The organism is Streptomyces griseorubiginosus (genome assembly GCF_036345115.1).
Classification (GTDB): domain Bacteria; phylum Actinomycetota; class Actinomycetes; order Streptomycetales; family Streptomycetaceae; genus Streptomyces; species Streptomyces griseorubiginosus_C.
On the sequence record NZ_CP107766.1, the window covers coordinates 6,926,889 to 6,944,640 of the forward strand.

Annotated in this window: 13 protein-coding genes; 9 read left to right on the forward strand and 4 right to left on the reverse strand. The window is 70.3% G+C overall.

From position 1 onward, the window contains the following. The first annotated feature begins 9 nt into the window (after positions 1–9). The 5 genes from OHN19_RS31275 (at position 10) to OHN19_RS31295 (ending at position 5,945) form a co-directional block, all read left to right on the forward strand. Entirely contained in the window at positions 10–1,014 is a 1,005-nt protein-coding gene (locus OHN19_RS31275) for a sugar ABC transporter permease (RefSeq protein WP_330267412.1), read from the forward strand. A 13-nt stretch (positions 1,015–1,027) separates the two neighbouring features. Further along, entirely contained in the window at positions 1,028–1,933 is a 906-nt protein-coding gene (locus tag OHN19_RS31280) for a sugar ABC transporter permease (RefSeq protein WP_330267413.1), read from the forward strand. 128 nt (positions 1,934–2,061) lie between these two features. Then, on the forward strand, positions 2,062–3,738 hold the full coding sequence (locus OHN19_RS31285) for a glycoside hydrolase family 13 protein (RefSeq protein ID WP_330269752.1): 1,677 nt from the start codon (positions 2,062–2,064) through the stop codon (positions 3,736–3,738). A 139-nt stretch (positions 3,739–3,877) separates the two neighbouring features. Next, entirely contained in the window at positions 3,878–4,444 is a 567-nt protein-coding gene (locus OHN19_RS31290) for a dihydrofolate reductase family protein (protein WP_330267414.1), read from the forward strand. Between the two features lie 109 nt (positions 4,445–4,553). Continuing rightward, the gene (locus OHN19_RS31295; RefSeq protein ID WP_330267415.1) at positions 4,554–5,945 is read left to right on the forward strand and encodes an alpha-amylase family protein; all 1,392 of its coding nucleotides are present in this window, start codon (positions 4,554–4,556) and stop codon (positions 5,943–5,945) included. Here the strand turns inward: OHN19_RS31295 and OHN19_RS31300 are convergent. Beyond that, complete coding sequence (locus OHN19_RS31300; protein ID WP_330294131.1) at positions 5,921–6,199, reverse strand: hypothetical protein; 279 nt, start codon at positions 6,197–6,199, stop codon at positions 5,921–5,923. The two genes, OHN19_RS31295 and OHN19_RS31300, sit on opposite strands and share 25 nt — an antisense overlap. A 167-nt stretch (positions 6,200–6,366) precedes the next feature. Here OHN19_RS31300 and pulA point away from each other — a divergent pair, with 167 nt between their 5' ends. The 3 genes from pulA (at position 6,367) to OHN19_RS31315 (ending at position 13,849) form a co-directional block, all read left to right on the forward strand. Continuing rightward, a complete protein-coding gene (gene pulA / locus OHN19_RS31305; protein ID WP_419249547.1) occupies positions 6,367–11,772 on the forward strand; it encodes a pullulanase-type alpha-1,6-glucosidase in 5,406 nt (1,801 codons plus the stop codon). A 74-nt stretch (positions 11,773–11,846) separates the two neighbouring features. Beyond that, positions 11,847–13,466 carry a fused response regulator/phosphatase gene (locus tag OHN19_RS31310; protein ID WP_330267418.1) on the forward strand — a complete coding sequence of 540 codons (1,620 nt, stop codon included), beginning with the start codon at positions 11,847–11,849 and terminating at the stop codon, positions 13,464–13,466. 29 nt (positions 13,467–13,495) lie between these two features. Further along, complete coding sequence (locus OHN19_RS31315; RefSeq protein ID WP_330267419.1) at positions 13,496–13,849, forward strand: isomerase; 354 nt, start codon at positions 13,496–13,498, stop codon at positions 13,847–13,849. On the opposite strand, the gene OHN19_RS31320 is transcribed toward OHN19_RS31315, so the two are convergent. From OHN19_RS31320 to OHN19_RS31330, 3 genes are all read right to left on the reverse strand, one after another. After that, positions 13,846–14,535 carry a TetR/AcrR family transcriptional regulator gene (locus tag OHN19_RS31320; protein WP_330267420.1) on the reverse strand — a complete coding sequence of 230 codons (690 nt, stop codon included), beginning with the start codon at positions 14,533–14,535 and terminating at the stop codon, positions 13,846–13,848. The two genes, OHN19_RS31315 and OHN19_RS31320, sit on opposite strands and share 4 nt — an antisense overlap. Positions 14,536–14,686: 151 nt before the next feature. Next, positions 14,687–16,612, reverse strand: a complete 1,926-nt coding sequence (locus OHN19_RS31325; RefSeq protein ID WP_330267421.1) for a hypothetical protein — start codon at positions 16,610–16,612, stop codon at positions 14,687–14,689. Positions 16,613–16,661: 49 nt separating this feature from the next. Further along, positions 16,662–17,180, reverse strand: a complete 519-nt coding sequence (locus OHN19_RS31330; protein WP_330267422.1) for a tetratricopeptide repeat protein — start codon at positions 17,178–17,180, stop codon at positions 16,662–16,664. 111 nt (positions 17,181–17,291) lie between these two features. On the opposite strand from OHN19_RS31330, the gene OHN19_RS31335 reads away from it, so the two are divergent. Further along, complete coding sequence (locus OHN19_RS31335; protein ID WP_330267423.1) at positions 17,292–17,729, forward strand: hypothetical protein; 438 nt, start codon at positions 17,292–17,294, stop codon at positions 17,727–17,729. The last annotated feature ends 23 nt before the right edge of the window (positions 17,730–17,752 follow it).

A 17,752-nucleotide genomic window follows, 5' to 3' on the forward strand; every position in this document is an offset into this window, starting at 1 on the left:
GTGTCGAACATGACAGTCGCCATCGACCGCGCCACCGGGCAGCGCCGCGGTGACCGCGCGCCCCGGCCCGGGCTGGGCCAACGCCTCAAGCACGGCTACCAGAGACACTGGTACGCGTACGCGATGATCGCCCCGGTGGCGATCGTCCTCGGCGTCCTCGTGCTCTACCCCCTGGTCTACGGCGTCTACCTGACCCTCACCGACGCCAACAGCCTCAACACGGCCCGCACGATCGGCGTCAACCACATCGACGCCACCTACAAGTTCATCGGCCTCGACAACTACGCCGACATCCTGTGGGGTCCGACCGCCTACGACCGCTTCTGGTCGCACTTCATCTGGACGATCGTCTGGACGGCCCTGTGCGTCGCCCTGCACTACTGCATCGGCCTCGGCCTCGCGCTGCTGCTCAACCAGAAGCTGCGCGGCCGCACCCTGTACCGGCTGATCCTGGTGCTGCCCTGGGCCGTGCCCACCTTCGTCACCGTCTTCGGCTGGCGGTTCATGCTCGCCGACGGCGGCGTCATCAACACCGCGCTCGACGCACTCCACCTGCCGTCACCGGCCTGGCTGGAGGACACCTTCTGGCAGCGGACCGCCGCGATCATGGTCAACACCTGGTGCGGTGTGCCGTTCATGATGGTCTCGCTGCTCGGCGGCCTCCAGTCCATCGACGCCTCGCTGTACGAGGCCGCCGAGATGGACGGCGCGACCCCCTGGCAGCGCTTCCGGTACGTCACCCTCCCGGGCCTGCGGTCGGTCAGCTCCACCGTCGTACTCCTCGGCATCATCTGGACGTTCAACCAGTTCGCGGTGATCTTCCTGCTGTTCGGCAACACCGCGCCGGACGCTCAGATCCTCGTCACCTGGGCCTACTACCTGGGCTTCGGACAGCAGCCGCGTGACTTCGCGCAGTCTGCCGCGTACGGCATCCTGCTGCTGGCCATCCTGATCGTCTTCACCTCCTTCTACCGCCGCTGGCTGAACCGCAATGACCAGCAGCTCGCGATCTGAGGACGGAGTCCCCATGAGCACGACCACAGTCGAGACCCCGGCCGAGGCGCGCGAGCGGTCCGCCGAGGCGCCCCGCAGGGCCCGCGGCCGCGGTGAGAAGAGCCTCGCCGGCTCTCTCGTCTCGCACGGCATCCTGACCGTCGCGAGCCTCATCGCGCTGTTCCCGATCGTCTGGCTGATCTTCCTGTCGCTCGGCCCGGACAAGGACGACTACCTCCACCCGGGCGGCATCTGGAAGAAGATGACGTTCGACAACTACTCGTTCGTCCTCCAGCACACCGAGTTCTTCAGCTGGCTCAAGAGCTCGCTGATCGTCTCGCTCGGCACCACCGTGATCGGCGTGCTGATCGCCGCGACCACCGGTTACGCCGTGTCCCGGATGCGCTTTCCGGGCTACCGGAAGTTCATGTGGGTGCTCCTGGTCACGCAGATGTTCCCGGTAGCCGTACTCATGGTGCCGATGTACCAGATGCTCTCGGACCTGAAGCTCATCGACACCTACCTTGGACTCGTCCTCGTGTACTGCTCGACGGCCGTGCCGTACTGCGCCTGGCTGCTCAAGGGGTACTTCGACACCATCCCGTTCGAGATCGACGAGGCCGGACGGGTCGACGGGCTGACCCCCTTCGGCACGTTCGCGCGGCTGATCCTGCCGCTCGCCCGTCCCGGTCTCGCGGTGGCCGGGTTCTACAGCTTCCTGACCGCCTTCGGCGAGGTCGCGTTCGCGTCGACGTTCATGCTGTCCGACACGAAGTACACGTTCGCGGTGGGGCTCCAGAGCTTCGTCAGCGAGCACGACGCCCAGCGGAACCTGATGGCGGCGACGGCGGTACTGATCGCGATACCGGTGTCGGTGTTCTTCTACCTGGTGCAGAAGAACCTTGTGACCGGGCTCACCGCCGGTGGCACGAAGGGCTGATCCGCCGGAACGCCGGAAAAGACCCGAGGCGGCCGCAGTGTCCATCCGACCCCGCTGTCACCGCGGCCGCCTCGTCACCCGCTTCTCATATCTTTGACCTGATGAACCCGTTACGTACCAAGGACGCCATGAGCCAGCAGCACTCCGCCATCGCCCCGGCCCCCCACCTCGCCGAAGCCAAGCGCAGCGACTGGTGGCGGGACGCGGTGATCTACCAGGTCTATCCGCGCAGTTTCGCCGACAGCAACGGTGACGGCATGGGCGACCTGGAGGGCATCCGTACCCGACTGCCGTACCTGCGCGACCTCGGCGTGGACGCCGTGTGGCTCAGCCCCTTCTACGCCTCGCCACAGGCCGACGCCGGCTACGACGTCGCCGACTACCGGGCCGTGGACCCCATGTTCGGCAACCTCCTGGACGCCGACGCCCTGATTCGCGACGCCCGCGAGCTGGGTCTCAGGATCATCGTCGACCTGGTGCCCAACCACTCCTCCGACCAGCACGAGTGGTTCAAGCGGGCCCTCGCCGAGGGCCCCGGATCGCCGCTCAGGGACCGCTACCACTTCCGCCCCGGCAAGGGCGCACACGGCGAACTCCCGCCCAACGACTGGGAGTCGATCTTCGGCGGCCCCGCCTGGACCCGCGTCACCGAACCGGACGGCTCGCTCGGCGAGTGGTACCTCCACCTCTTCGCCCCCGAGCAGCCCGACTTCAACTGGGACCACCCGGCCGTCGGCGACGAGTTCCGCTCCATCCTGCGCTTCTGGCTGGACATGGGCGTGGACGGCTTCCGCATCGACGTGGCCCACGGCCTGGTGAAGGCGGAGGGCCTTCCCGACCTTGGATCCCACGACCAGGTGAAGCTGCTGGGCAACGATGTCATGCCGTTCTTCGACCAGGACGGTGTCCACGAGATCTACCGCCAGTGGCGGCTGATCCTCGACGAGTACAGCGGTGAGCGGATCTTCGTCGCCGAGGCGTGGACCCCGACCGTCGAGCGCACCGCGAACTACGTCCGTCCCGACGAGCTGCACCAGGCCTTCAACTTCCAGTACCTGAGCACCGCGTGGGACGCCGAGGAGCTGCGCGGGGTCATCGACCGCACCCTGGAGGCGATGCGCCCGGTCGGCGCCCCCGCCACCTGGGTGCTCTCCAACCACGATGTCACCCGGCACGCCACCCGCTTCGCCAACCCGCCCGGCCTCGGCACCCAGATCCGCACGGCGGGGGACCGGGAGCTGGGGCTGCGCCGCGCCCGCGCCGCCACGCTGCTCATGCTGGCGCTGCCGGGATCGGCGTACGTCTACCAGGGCGAGGAGCTCGGCCTGCCGGACGTCGTCGACCTGGCCGACGAGGTCCGCCAGGACCCGGCGTACTTCCGCGGCGCCGGCCAGGACGGCTTCCGCGACGGGTGCCGGGTGCCGATCCCGTGGACGCGCGGGGGATCGTCGTACGGCTTCGGAGCGGGCGGCAGCTGGCTGCCCCAGCCCCCGGAGTGGGCGGAGCTGAGCGTGGAGGCGCAGACCGGCGACCCGGGCTCCACCCTGGAGCTGTACCGCTCGGCCCTCGCCGCCCGCCGCGCGCAGCCCGACCTCGGCGCCGGCGACGCGGTGGAGTGGCTGCGGGCGCCCGAGGGCGTCCTCGCCTTCCGACGCGGGGACTTCGTCTGCGTCGCGAACACCAGCGGTGAGTCGGTGACGACTCCGGCGTACGGCCGTCTGCTGCTCGCCAGCGGTGAGGTCGCCGAGGTCGACGGGGACGCGAAGGTGTCGGCCGACACGACCGTGTGGTGGACGACCGCCTGAGCACCCGAAGGACGAATCACCGGGCCCTGAGGGGGGCCCGGTGATTTCTTTCTCCGGCGTGTCGATCGGCGGGGCCCGCGTTCGACGCTTGGGTGAAGGGGCGAACAGCGCCCCGTGTCCGACTGCCCGAGGAGAGACCATGAAGATCCGCGCCCGCCTGAGCACGAGTGCCGACGGCTATGTGACCACGCCGAGCGGCTGGCCCGCGCTCACCGCCGACCCCGCGTTCGTCCCCGGCCAGAGCCACGGCATCCGCGAGTTCCTGGCGGACTGCGAGGCCGCGCTCATGGGCCGTACGACCTTCGAGCCGGCCCTGACCAACAGCCGCTGGCCCTGGCCGGACCTGGACGTGTTCGTCCTCGGCTCGCACCGGCCCGAGGGCACCCCCGACCACGTCACCACCGACAGCGACCCGGTCCGCCTCCTCGAGAAGGTCCGCGCGGCCAACCGGGGTGGGGACGTCCACCTCATCGGCGGCCCGCGGACCATCGCGACCTTCCACGCGCTCGGCGCCCTGGACCGCCTCGAACTGGTCGTGCTGCCCCTGCTGTTCGGCGGCGGCACCCAGCTGACCCCGGCGCTCAGCCCCGAGACCGGACTGACCTTCCTGAGCCAACGCGCCCTGCCCGGCGGGGCGGTGGAGATCGTCTACTCCTGCGAGGGCCGTCGCGGCGACCTGCCGAGCAGGCCCGCCGAACAGGTGTGAAAGTTCTTGCCGTTACTTTCTCGACTCTTGCTGTAAACATTTCAACAGCGGTACGTTCTCGCCGGCGCCAGGCAACGACGCCTGGCCGTCCGGCAAGGAGAACCCCCACGTGATATCGAGATGGTCCGCAAGAGCCACCGCCACCGCCGCGGCCACCGTGTTCGCCGCCTCGGTCGCCGTCCTCACCCCCACCGCCGCCCAGGCCTCCCCGCCGGGCGGCAAGGACGTCACCGCCGTCCTCTTCGAGTGGAACTTCGCCTCGGTCGCCAAGGAGTGCACCACCACCCTCGGCCCCGCCGGATACGGCTACGTCCAGGTCTCCCCGCCCGCCGAGCACATCCAGGGCTCGCAGTGGTGGACCTCGTACCAGCCGGTCAGCTACAAGATCGCCGGGCGTCTCGGCGACCGCACGGCCTTCCAGAACATGGTGAACACCTGCCACGCGGCCGGGGTGAAGGTCGTCGTCGACACCGTGATCAACCACATGGCCGCGGGCAGCGGCACCGGCACGGGCGGGTCGTCGTACACGAAGTACACCTACCCCGGCCTGTACTCCTCCTACGACTTCGACGACTGCACCTCCCAGGTCACCAACTACCAGGACCGCTGGAACGTCCAGCACTGCGAGCTGGTCGGCCTGGCCGACCTCGACACCGGTGAGTCGTACGTCCGCGGCGCGATCGCCGGGTACATGAACGACCTGCTCTCGCTCGGCGTCGACGGCTTCCGCATCGACGCGGCCAAGCACATCGACAGCGCCGACCTCGCCAACATCAAGTCCCGCCTCAGCAACCCGTCGGTGTACTGGAAGCAGGAGGTCATCTACGGCAGCGGGGAGGCCGTCCAGCCCACCGAGTACACGGGCAACGGCGATGTGCAGGAGTTCCGTTACGCCTACGACCTCAAGCGGGTCTTCAACAACGAGAACCTCGCCTACCTGAAGAACTACGGCGAGGGCTGGGGCTACATGAGCAGCTCGGTCGCGGGCGTCTTCGTCGACAACCACGACACCGAGCGCAACGGCAGCACGCTGAACTACAAGGACGGCGCGAACTACACGCTGGCCAACGTCTTCATGCTGGCCTATCCGTACGGCGCCCCGGACATCAACTCCGGCTACGAGTGGTCCGACTCGGACGCCGGGCCGCCCGACAACGGCTCGGTGACCGCCTGTTGGCAGAACGGCTGGAAGTGCCAGCACGCCTGGCCGGAGATCCTGCGCATGGTCGCCTTCCGCAACGCCGTGCGCGGAGAGTCGGTCACCAACTGGTGGGACAACGGCGGCGACGCGATCGCCTTCGGGCGGGGCGCCAAGGGCTACGTCGCCATCAACCACGAGTCGAGCAGCCTGAGCCGCACCTACCAGACCTCGCTGCCCGCCGGGACGTACTGCAACGTCCAGAACAACACGAGCGTGACGGTGAACTCCAGCGGCCAGTTCACGGCCACCCTCGGCGCCAACACGGCGCTGGCGATCTACGCGGGCAAGTCCAGCTGCTGACCCGCCCCGGACCGTCCCTGTCCCGGCTCTCCGCGCCGGCGCAGGGGCGGTCGTCCGAGGATCTCGATGTACACGATCCGCCCGTGCGCGACGTCGAGGACCAGATCGCCCGACGAAGGCAGCAGCGGCACACAGCGATGTCCCGGACCGTACGGCTGTCCCTGCGGATGCTCCGCGGTCCGGATGCTCTGGCAGAAGTCGTCCCCGCAGCCGCACTCGCCGACCAGCCGGACATCCCGCACGCAGATGGTCAACTCGCAGGTAGTCGTGCGCCGATCCGAAGGCCATCGATTATGAGCGGCACGCGGCTCGTGAAATTTCTTTCCGGTCGTTTCACGACTCTTGCTGTAAGCCTTGCGGCGGCGATACGGTCGCGCGGGGTCGGACCCGAAGAGCCGTACATCGCAAGGAGTCCACGTCAGTGATACCGAGATGGCCGGTGCCGTCGAGGCGCCTCCGCACGCACGCCGGACGGGTCGCCGCGGTCACCGTGACCGCGCTGGCCGCAGCGCTCGTCCAGCCGCTGTCCGCCCAGGCGGACACCCCGCCGCCCCCGCCCTCCGACGCGAAGCTCGCCGCACAGCCGGCCCGGCACGACGACACCCGTGAGCAGTTCTACTTCGTCCTGCCGGACCGTTTCGCCAACGGCGACACCGCCAACGACAAGGGCGGCCTGACCGGTTCCCGCCTCTCCACCGGCTACGACCCCACCGACAAGGGCTTCTACCAGGGCGGCGACCTCAAGGGCCTCACGAAGAAGCTCAACTACATCAAGGGCCTCGGCACCACCGCCATCTGGATGGCCCCGATCTTCAAGAACAAGCCCGTCCAGGGCACGGGGGCCGACGCCTCGGCCGGCTACCACGGCTACTGGATCACCGACTTCACGCAGGTCGACCCGCACTTCGGCACCAACAAGGACCTCGAGACCCTCATCTCCAAGGCCCACGCCAAGGGCATGAAGGTCTTCTTCGACGTCATCACCAACCACACGGCCGACGTCGTCGACTACGAGGAGAAGTCCTACGGCTACCTCTCCAAGGGCGCGTTCCCGTACCTGACCAAGGACGGGGAACCCTTCGACGACGCGGACTACGCCGACGGCTCCAGGGCGTTCCCGCCCGTCGACACCGACTCCTTCCCGCGCACCCCCACGGTCACCGACACCGACGCCAAGGTCCCGGCCTGGCTCAACGACCCCACGATGTACCACAACCGCGGCGACTCGACCTACGCCGGCGAGTCCACGACCTACGGCGACTTCTCCGGCCTCGACGACCTGTGGACCGAGCGCCCCGAGGTCGTCAAGGGCATGGAGAAGATCTACGAGAGGTGGGTGCGCGACTTCGACATCGACGGCTTCCGGATCGACACCGTGAAGCACGTCAACATGGAGTTCTGGACCCAGTGGGCCACGGCCCTCGACGCCTACGCGGCCAAGGAGGGCCGTAGGAACTTCTTCATGTTCGGCGAGGTCTACTCCGCCGACACCTCGATCACCTCGCCGTACGTCACCCAGGGCCGCCTCGACGCCACCCTGGACTTCCCGTTCCAGGAGGCGGCACGCCAGTACGCCTCCCAGGGCGGCAGCGCGCAGAAGCTCGCCGGTGTCTTCGGCGACGACTACAAGTACACGACCGGCAAGGCCAACGCCTACGAACAGGTCACCTTCCTCGGCAACCACGACATGGGCCGCATCGGGTACTTCCTGAACCAGGACAACCCGAAGGCCACCGACGCCGAACTCCTCGCCAAGGACAGGCTCGCCAACGAGCTGATGTTCCTCAGCCGCGGCAACCCCGTCGTCTACTACGGCGACGAGCAGGGCTTCACCGGCGCGGGCGGCGACAAGGACGCCCGCCAGACGATGTTCGCGTCGAAGACGGCCGACTACCTCGACGACGACGAGATCGGCACCGACCGCACCCACGCGAGCGACGCCTACGACACCAGCGCACCGCTGTACCGGCAGATCGCCGAGCTGGCCAAGCTCCGCAAGGCCAATCCCGCGCTGACGGACGGCGTCCAGGAGCAGCGGTACGCGGCGGACGGGGCCGGGATCTACGCCTTCTCCCGCACCGACGCGAAGACCGGCCAGGAGTACGTCGTCGCCTTCAACAACGCGGCCGAGGCCAAGTCGGCCTCCTTCGCGACCGGTTCGGCGAGCACGGCCTTCAAGGGCGTCTACGGCGGTACGTCGACCGTCGGCTCCGACGCCGACAAGAAGATCACCGTCACCGTCCCCGCCGGCTCGGCGATCGTCCTCAAGGCGGCCGGCAGGCCCGCCAAGCCCGCCACCAAGCCCACGATCACCCTCAAGGCCCCGGCCACCGGCGCCACCGGCACCGTCGAGCTCACCGCCGACGTGACCGGCGGACAGCTCAACCGGGTCGTCTTCGCCGCCCAGACCGGCAACGGCACGTGGCAGGTCCTCGGCTCGGCCGACCACGCCCCCTACAAGGTCACGCAGACCATCGGCGCCTCGGTCCCGGCCGGAACCACCCTGCGCTACAAGGCGGTTGTCATCGACACGGCCGGCCGCACCGCGTCGGCGACGGCCGAGTCGGCCACCGGCACCCCGCCCACCGAGGAGCCCCCGACCGCCTCCTCCCGCGACTACGCGGTCGTCCACTACAAGCGCACCGACGGCGACTACGCCGACTGGGGCCTGTACGCCTGGGGCGACCTCGCCGACGGCGAGTCCACCACCTGGCCCGCCAGCCACTCCTTCGTCGGCCGGGACGCCTACGGCGCCTTCGCCTACGTCAAGCTGAAGCCCGGCGCCTCCAACGTCGGCTTCCTCGTCATCGACAAGGACGGCAACAAGGACGTCTCCACCGACCGCACGATCGACGTCACCAAGACCGGTGAGGTGTGGATCGAGCAGGGCAAGGACGCCGTACAGACCGAGCGCCCGGACTACCCGGCACAGGACAGGACCAAGGCGGTCATCCACTACCACCGCGCCGACGGGAACTACGACGGCTGGGGGCTGCACGTCTGGACGGGCGCCGCGAACCCCACCGAGTGGTCGAAGCCACTGGAGCCGGTGCGGACCGACGCCTACGGCGCGGTTTTCGAGGTGCCTCTCAACGACGGTGCCACGAGCCTCAGTTACATCATCCACAAGGGTGACGAGAAGGACCTGCCCACCGACCAGTCCCTGGACCTCACGGCGAACGGCCACGAGGTGTGGCTCTTGAGCGGCCAGGAGCAGTACCTGCTCCCGCAGCCCGCCGGGTCCGCCGCCGCGCTCGACCTGACCACCTCCAAGGCGGTCTGGATCGACCGGAACACGGTCGCCTGGAACGGCGACGACACCGCCGCCTCCACCCAGCTGGTGTACTCGCACGACGGCTCGATCGCCGTCAAGGACGGGACGCTGACCAGCGACGACGAGCGCTGGCTGCGGCTCACCAGAACCGCCCTCACCGACGCCCAGAAGGAGAAGTACCCCCACCTGAAGGACTACACGGCCTGGTCCGTCGACCCACGTGACCGCGACCGGGTGAAGCAGGCCCTCACCGGTCAGCTCGTCGCCTCCCAGCGTGCCGCGAACGGCGCCGTGTCGGCGGCCACCGGGGTACAGATCGCGGGCGTGCTCGACGACCTGTACCCGACGGCGACGAAGGCCGCTCTCGGACCGACGTTCAGCAAGGGACGCCCGACCCTCGCGGTCTGGGCGCCGACCGCGCAGAACGTGTCGCTGGAGCTCGCCGGGTCCACCGTCAGGATGAAGCGCGACGCCACCACCGGCGTCTGGTCCGTCACCGGCCCGGCCTCCTGGAAGGGCAAGCCCTACCGGTACGTCGTGAAGGTCTGGGCCCCCAGCGTCCGCGAGCTGGTCACCAACAAGGTCACCGACCCCTACTCGGTCGCCCTCACCACCGACTCGGCGCGCAGTCTCGTCGTGGACCTGGCCGACAAGTCCCTCGCCCCGAGCGGCTGGTCGACGTACACCAAGCCGAAGGCCGTGCCCCTGAGGGACGCCGAGATCCAGGAGCTGCACGTCCGGGACTTCTCGGTGGCGGACAAGACCGTGCCCGCGAAGGACCAGGGCACCTACCTCGCCTTCACCGACAAGAACAGCGACGGCTCCCAGCACCTGAAGGAGCTCGCGAAGTCGGGCACGAGCTACGTCCACCTCCTGCCCGCCTTCGACCTCGCCACCGTTCCCGAACGCCGCCAGGACCAGGCGACCCCGGACTGCGACCTCGCCTCCTACCCGGCCGACTCCGACCAGCAGCAGGCGTGCGTCGCGAAGACCGCCGCCAAGGACGCCTACAACTGGGGCTACGACCCGTACCACTACACGGTCCCCGAGGGCTCCTACGCCACCGACCCGGACGGCACCGGCCGCACGGTCGAGTTCCGGAAGATGGTCAAGTCCCTGAACGAGGACGGCCTCAGGGTCGTCATGGACGTCGTCTACAACCACACCGCGGCGAGCGGCCAGGCCGCCACGAGCGTGCTCGACCGGATCGTGCCCGGCTACTACCAGCGGCTCCTCGCCGACGGCTCGGTCGCCAACAGCACCTGCTGCGCGAACACCGCGACCGAGAACGCCATGATGGGCAAGCTCGTCGTCGACTCCATCGTCACCTGGGCCAAGGAGTACAAGGTCGACGGCTTCCGCTTCGACCTCATGGGCCACCACCCCAAGGCCAACATCCTGGCCGTCCGCAAGGCCCTCGACGCCCTGACCCTCAAGAAGGACGGCGTCGACGGCAGGAAGATCATCCTCTACGGCGAGGGCTGGAACTTCGGCGAGGTCGCCGACGACGCCCGCTTCGTGCAGGCCACCCAGAAGAACATGGCCGGCACCGGCGTCGCGACCTTCTCCGACCGCGCCCGTGACGCGGTCCGCGGCGGCGGCCCCTTCGACGAGGACCCCGGCGTCCAGGGCTTCGCGTCCGGGCTCTACACCGACCCCAACTCCTCGAAGGGCAACGGCACTCCGGAGGAGCAGAAGGCCCGCCTCCTGCACTACCAGGACCTGATCAAGGTCGGCCTGTCCGGCAACCTCGCGAAGTACCGCTTCACCGACACCGACGGCAAGGAGGTCACCGGCGCCCAGGTCGACTACAACGGACAGCCCGCCGGATACGCGGACGCGCCCGGTGACGCCCTCGCCTACGCCGACGCGCACGACAACGAGTCGCTGTTCGACGCGCTGACGTACAAGCTGCCCGCGTCGACCAGTTCGGAAGACCGCGCCCGGATACAGGTCCTCGCGATGGCCACCGCCGCCCTCTCGCAGGGCCCGGCGCTCTCCCAGGCGGGCACCGACCTGCTGCGCTCCAAGTCCCTGGACCGCAACTCCTACGACAGCGGCGACTGGTTCAACGCGATCCACTGGAACTGCCAGGACGGCAACGGCTTCGGACGCGGACTGCCCATGGCGGCCGACAACGCGTCCAAGTGGCCGTACGCCAAGCCCCTGCTGGGCTCCGTGAAGGTCGGCTGCGCCCAGATCGAAGGGGCCTCGGCCGCCTACCAGGACCTGCTGAGGATCCGTACGACGGAGAAGGCGTTCTCGCTCGCCACCGCGGACCAGGTGCAGTCGACGCTGTCCTTCCCGCTCTCCGGGAAGGACGAGACGCCCGGCGTCATCACCATGGAACTCGGCGACCTCGTGGTCGTCTTCAACGCGACCCCGAAGGAGCAGGACCAGCGGGTCCGGGCCCTGGCCGGAAGCACGTACCGGTTGCACCCGGTGCAGGTAGCAGGGGCGGACTCTACCGTCAAGAAGGCCTCTTTCGACACGGAATCGGGTACCTTCGCCGTTCCGGAGCGGACCGTGGCCGTTTTCCTCCGCCATCCCTAGCTGAAGGCATTACCTTGGTGGAGCGGACCCCGAACCCCGGTCCGCTCCACCGGTGTTGCCCGAGGGGGTGACAGATGGACGCCAAAGGCAAGCTCACCGGCACGACCGTGATGGTCGTGGACGACGTGGAGGCCAGCCGGTACGCCATGGGCACCGTGCTGAGCCGCGCGGGACACCGCGTGGTCCCGGTCGCCACCGGCGGCGAGGCCCTCGCCGAACTCGACACCCGGCTGCGCAAGGGAACCCTCCCGGACGTCGCCCTCGTGGACGTCGGGCTGCCCGACATGAGCGGCTTCGACCTGTGCCGGCTGTTCAAGGAACGCCCGCACACCGCCGGAATGCCCGTCGTGCACTTCTCCGCCTCCGCCGTGCCGCCCGCCGTGCACTGCGCCGGCATGGACATGGGCGTCGAGGCCTATCTGAAAGTGCCCGCCGAACCCCTGGAGATCGAGGCGGTGGTCCGGGCCGCCGTCCGCAACGCGCAACTGCGGGCGGGCGACCGGGCGCTGGTACGACGGCTCACCCTGCTGTCCGAGACCATCGTCACCATCCAGTCGGCCCGCACCCTCCAGGAACTCTCCGACGCGGCCGCCGAGGGCGTCTCCCGGCTCACCGGCACCCCCGCCGCCGTCTTCGTCCTCGACCAGGACGACCAGCTCTACCGCGGCCTGTCCAGCGACCGCATCCCCGTCTCCCTGCCCGACGGGGACGCCGACCGGGCCGTCGCCGGGCTGCTGCGCCGGCTCACCCGGGGGCAGGGCGGAGTGCAGCTGACCACCGTGCCCGCGCCGCTGTGGCCGGCCGGGTTCTTCCGGCCCGGCGTCGAGCAGGACGCCCGGCTGGCGCTCGTCGTCACCCAGGACGGCCGGGCACCGGTGTGCCTGGCCGCGCCCGCGCGCGGTATGCGCAGGGTGGGCCTGGAGGGCGAGACCCTGCTGGCCCAGCTCGCGCAGGCCACCGCGCTCGCCGCCGAACCGCTGCTCATGTACAAGGTCGAGCGGCATGTCGCCCTCACCCTCCAGCACAGCTTCCTGCCCCAGCCGCACCGGCTGCCCGACCTGCCGGGCCTCGACATCGTGGTCCGCTACGTGCCCGCCTCCCGGCAGACCGAGATCGGCGGCGACTTCTACGCCGCGCTGCGGGTGGACGAGGGCGTGCTCACCGCGGTCGGCGACGTCGTCGGACACTCGCTGGACGCGGCGACCGTCATGGTCGAGCTGCGGCACGCGCTGCGGGCCTACGCCGTCGACGAGAGCGACCCGGCCGTCCTCGCCGAGCGCCTGGACCGGACGCTCCAGCGCTACCACCCCGACACCACGGCCACCGTCTGCCTGGCCCTGGTCGACCCCGGTACCGGACGCACCCGGATCGCCAACGCCGGGCACATCCCGCCCCTGATCGTCCGCGACACCGGCACCGCCGACTACGCCAAGTCGGCCGGCCCGCTGCTCGGCGTCGGCCTGCCCCATCCGCCGGCCACCGAGCTCTTCCTCGAACCCACCGACCGGCTCCTCATGGTCACCGACGGCCTCATCGAGACCCGGGGCACCGATCTCACGGCCTCCATGGAACACCTGCGCGCGGCCGCCTCCGGGGCCCTGCCCGGCCTGGACGCCCTGTGCGACACCCTGCTGGACACCTTCGGTCACGACCGGGAGGACGACATCGCCATGCTGGCGCTGCGGCTAGGGTGACGTTCAGTCGCCCTGGAACAGGAGTGCCCATGCCGCAGATCACCATCGAACGCTCCCCGCGTCTCGACCACGTCGACTGGGAGGAGTTCGCCCTGGCGCTGCACCCGGTCGTCGTCGAGACGGCGGCCGCGAAGCTCGAGGCGTGCAAGACCCGGGTGCTGCGCACCGAGGACGAGGCGGTCGGTGGCGAGAAGGAGAACCACGCGATCGTGAACGTCTCGGTCGCGCTGCTCGCCGGACGGTCAGAGGAGACCAAGGCGAAGCTCACCGAGGCCGTCGTGGACCTGCTGCGCAAGCACGTCGGCCCCACGGACGGCCTCACCGTGCACCTCTCCGCCGAGGTACGCGACCTGGACGCCTCCTACACCAAGGCCGTGCTCTAGGAGGCCAGGGAGATCAGCCGCGCGGCGAGGTCGGTGAAGGGGCCGTCGTGCGGCTCGTCCTTGAGCATGTGCCGCAGCAGTACGGTCATCTCCTCGTCGTAGGCCGCGCCCACCGCCGCCAGCGCGGCGAAGTCGTGGACGAGCTGGATCTCCAGCTCGGCGCGCGGGATGCGCCGGCCGTCCAGCCAGATCAGGGCCGTCGACTCGACGAGCGAGATCCAGGAGCGGATGAGCAGTTCGAGGCGCGCGGGCGGGTCCGTCACCCGCAGGTGCGACAGGATCTGCTCGTAGGCGACCTGCCGTACGGAGTCGATGAGCGCGTTCGTCGCGGACGAGCCCACCGCCGGGCCGCCGCGCATCAACGCCGAGAAACCCGGCCCGTGTTCGTCCACGAAGTCGAAGAAGCGGCGCATCACCCGCAGCAGCCGGCCGCCCAGCGAGCCCACGTGCGGCTCCTCGAAGCGGCTCGCCAGATCCTCCGCCGCCCGCTTCAACGCGGCTTCGTACAGGCTGAGTTTGCCGGGGAAGTAGTGGTAGACCAGCGGCCGCGAGATGCCGGCCGCCGACGCGATCTCGTCGATGGAGACCTCGTCGGGCGAGCGACGGGCGAACAGTTCGAGGGCGACGCCGATCAACTGCTGACGCCGTTCCTCGACTCCCATTCTTCGACGCACCCCGGTACTCATACGAACACCTTACCGATCGGATCCGGCCCGGAACGGACCGGTCCGGCCAGTGGTGTTCACACGTCCGGCACGAGTCGCTCACTTCACGCCCGCGACGGAGGGGTTCGCCGCGACCGTCAACAGCCGTCGGCTGAACCGGAGTTCGCGATGGCTAGCGGAGCCCGCCGACCTCCCGGCCGTCCGTCAGCGTCCCCTTCAGTCCGGCCTGCGCCCCCTGCTCCGCCCGCACGGCCAGCAGGTTGCCCTGAGCGGACCCCTTCACCCCGCCCGTCGCACTGATCGACGCCGTGCCCCGGCTGCCCGCCGCCAGCAGGTACCAGGACCCCGTCCCCGACTTCCACAGCACGCCGGCCAGCACCTGCGGATCCTTCGCCCCGCACGCCGGGACGTTCTCCGCCTTCGCCGCCACCGCCCCGTACGTCGAGCCCGGCGTGTGGAACTGCGCCAGCACCCGCTCCCCGCCGCCCTGCCAGGTCTCCGCCCGGGTGCACACCCAGTCCGCCGTGCCGCTCGCACCCGGCAGCGGCTGCGTCGCGTAGCCCCAGGCGTTCACGCTCCGCACGCCGGAGGACCGCATCGCGCCCAGCGAGCAGGCGTACGGCGCCCAGGCGCGCAGCCCCCGCACCCCGGACGCGTCCTTCACGGACCCGGGGCGGCCGGTGGTGAGGCGGGCCGGGACCAGTTCGCCGAGGTCGGTCAGCAGTCGGGTGCCGGAGGCGTCCGTCAGCTCGAGCACGTTCCAGGAGGTGCAGGCGCCGCTCTGGAAGGGGCCGGCCATCGGGGCGGTGGCGCCGCCGGACAGCGTCAGCTCCATGGCACCGGAACCCGGCTTCAGCAGGTCCCGCTCGGCCGCCTTCGTCACCCAAGGGGCCGTCAGATAGCGGATGTTGCCGTCGGCGCGGCCCAGCACGACCGCGCTCGCCCCGGCCCGGTCGGCGCCGTCGACCCGGGCGAAGTCGAGGGCGGCCCCCTTGGTGCTGTCGCGCGGCTCGGCGTAGCGGACGATGCGCAGACCGTCGTAGAGGATGACCACGCGCGCGTTGTCGACGGTCCCGGCGTACAGGAGCTGCGGCGGTCCGGAGGGGCCGCCCGACGGGGTGCCGGGGGTCGCGGAGACCTGGACGGTCTCGCCGGGGCGGGCCCAGACGGCGAGGGCGCGGCGCAGCAGGGCGCTGTCGCCGGTGAGGTCGCCGCGCGCGGGCCACACCGAGAAGTCGGTGCGGGCCGAGGACTCCCACGCGGCGGCCGGGACCTTGGTGAGCAGCGCCGGGTCCAGGGCGGCCTGGGCGGCGGGGTTCTGCGCGTACGCGGGTGCGGCGGCGCCGTCGGGGCCCCAGCCGTCGCCGGGCATGCCGAGCAGCGCCCCGCACACGGCGACCGCCGCGGCGGCGGCGAGCGCGGCCTTCATGTGCTGCCGGCGCCGCATCAGGTCGGTGGGGCGGGCCTGGAGCGAACAGGGGTCGAACTCGGGGGAGTCGAGGAGGGCGTAGCGGGGGTCCTCGGAGTCGGCCTCCTCCAGCGCCGCGTCCACGTCGGCCACGCCCGCGGCCGTGAGCACCTCGCGTACGTCGCCGTCGGGGAGCTTCTCCAGGCCGCGCAGGACATAGGCGGCGCGGGCCGGACCGGTGAGCGCCGACAGGCGCTGGTCCAGGGCGAGTTCGTCGGCGCCCCCGGAGCGTGGGAAGAGCCTGAGGCCCCACACCTGGGGGAGCAGCGGCGGGAGTTGGGAGCGTTTGGGCCACGCCCTGCGCCTGAGCGGCTGGCTCGCTTCCAGCGCCGTACGTACCACCTGGAGGCGGACGAAGGCGTAGCCGGGGTCGCCCTCGCGGCCGGCCGACTGGGCCGGGATGACGGGGGTCGCTGCCCGGCCCCGGGGCAGCGCGCGCTGGGTGAGGGCGTGCGCGGTCAGGACCCGCCTGCTGCGGCCCAGGCCCGGCGGCAGCACCAGATAGGCGAGCCGGACCAGCCGGGGGTAGTGCTCGACGAGCGCGGCCTCGGCCTGCTCGACGTCCACGACGGGGTCGGCGGCGGAGCCTGATGCGGGTGCGGGGCGCGGGGCGACATCCTGTGACTGCACGTTCAGCAGAACGAGCGAATCGTGGGTTGGTCACCGCCGACCGAGTGAATCAGCCTTCCGGGTCGACCAGGGCGCGCGCGTAGTTGGCCATCGACCGCTGGTAGCGCGGCAGATGGGGGGCCAGCGCGCCCAGGACCAGGGACAGGCCCTCGCGGTCCCGGCCGAGGCTGGACAGGCACAGGGCGAGACAGGCCCGTACGGCGTCGTCCAACTCGTCGGAGGGGGCGTCCAGTTCGGGAGTGAGCAGCTTGACGCCCTCCTCCGCCTGTCCGATGTTGCGCAGGGAGCTCGACAGCTGGATCTTGGCGCGCCGCCCCTTGTATCCGCGCAGCCCCTTCGCGAGCGCCTCCCGGTACAGCGGGGCCGCCTTGTCCGAGTGCCCCGTGGAGTCCCAGGCGCAGGCCCGCTCGAAAGGGCCGTCCGGGCTGTCGGCCGGCAGCTCGGCCACGAGCGTGTCGATCACGGCCCGGAACTCGGCCGCCCGCTCCTCGGGATACTCGTCGAAGGTCGCCCAGGCGGCCACGACCCGCTTTTCCCAGTCCTCGTTCACCGGCACACTTTCGCACATCCGTAGCAGCGGTGACATCAGGATTTGAGCGTCCCGCGCCCCGCAGCCGTATGGGAGGAGACGGACCCCCGCCGGGGCCCGTCCGACGTGACCCCGTGACCGGAGGAACACATGAGGTTGACCCGACCGATGCTCGCGCTGACCGGCGCGGCCGCGGCGCTGGCGCTGGCGGGCTGCGGATCCGGCGGTGACGCGAAGGCCGCAGCCGCGGTGCCGCCGGCGGCCACCGGCAGCCTGGAGCACCTGGCCGCCGAGGTGAAGTGCACGCCCGACATCCAGATCGACGCCGACGAGCTGCGCCAGGCCGTGTGCAAGAAGTCCAAGGACGCCGACGGCAAGTTCATCCTCGCCACCTTCGCCACCGACCGCGGCCAGCGTGAGTGGATCAACGGTGCCAAGGACTACGGCGGTCACTTCCTGGTCGGCCGCAAGTGGGTCGCCGTCGGTGACACGACCCAGACGGTGACGGGGCTGCGCAAGACGCTCGGCGGGGACATCGAGGAGGGCGTGGACCACTCGAAGATGGGTGCCACGCACTCGGCGCACTGAGGGGGACGCGGACACACGAAAGC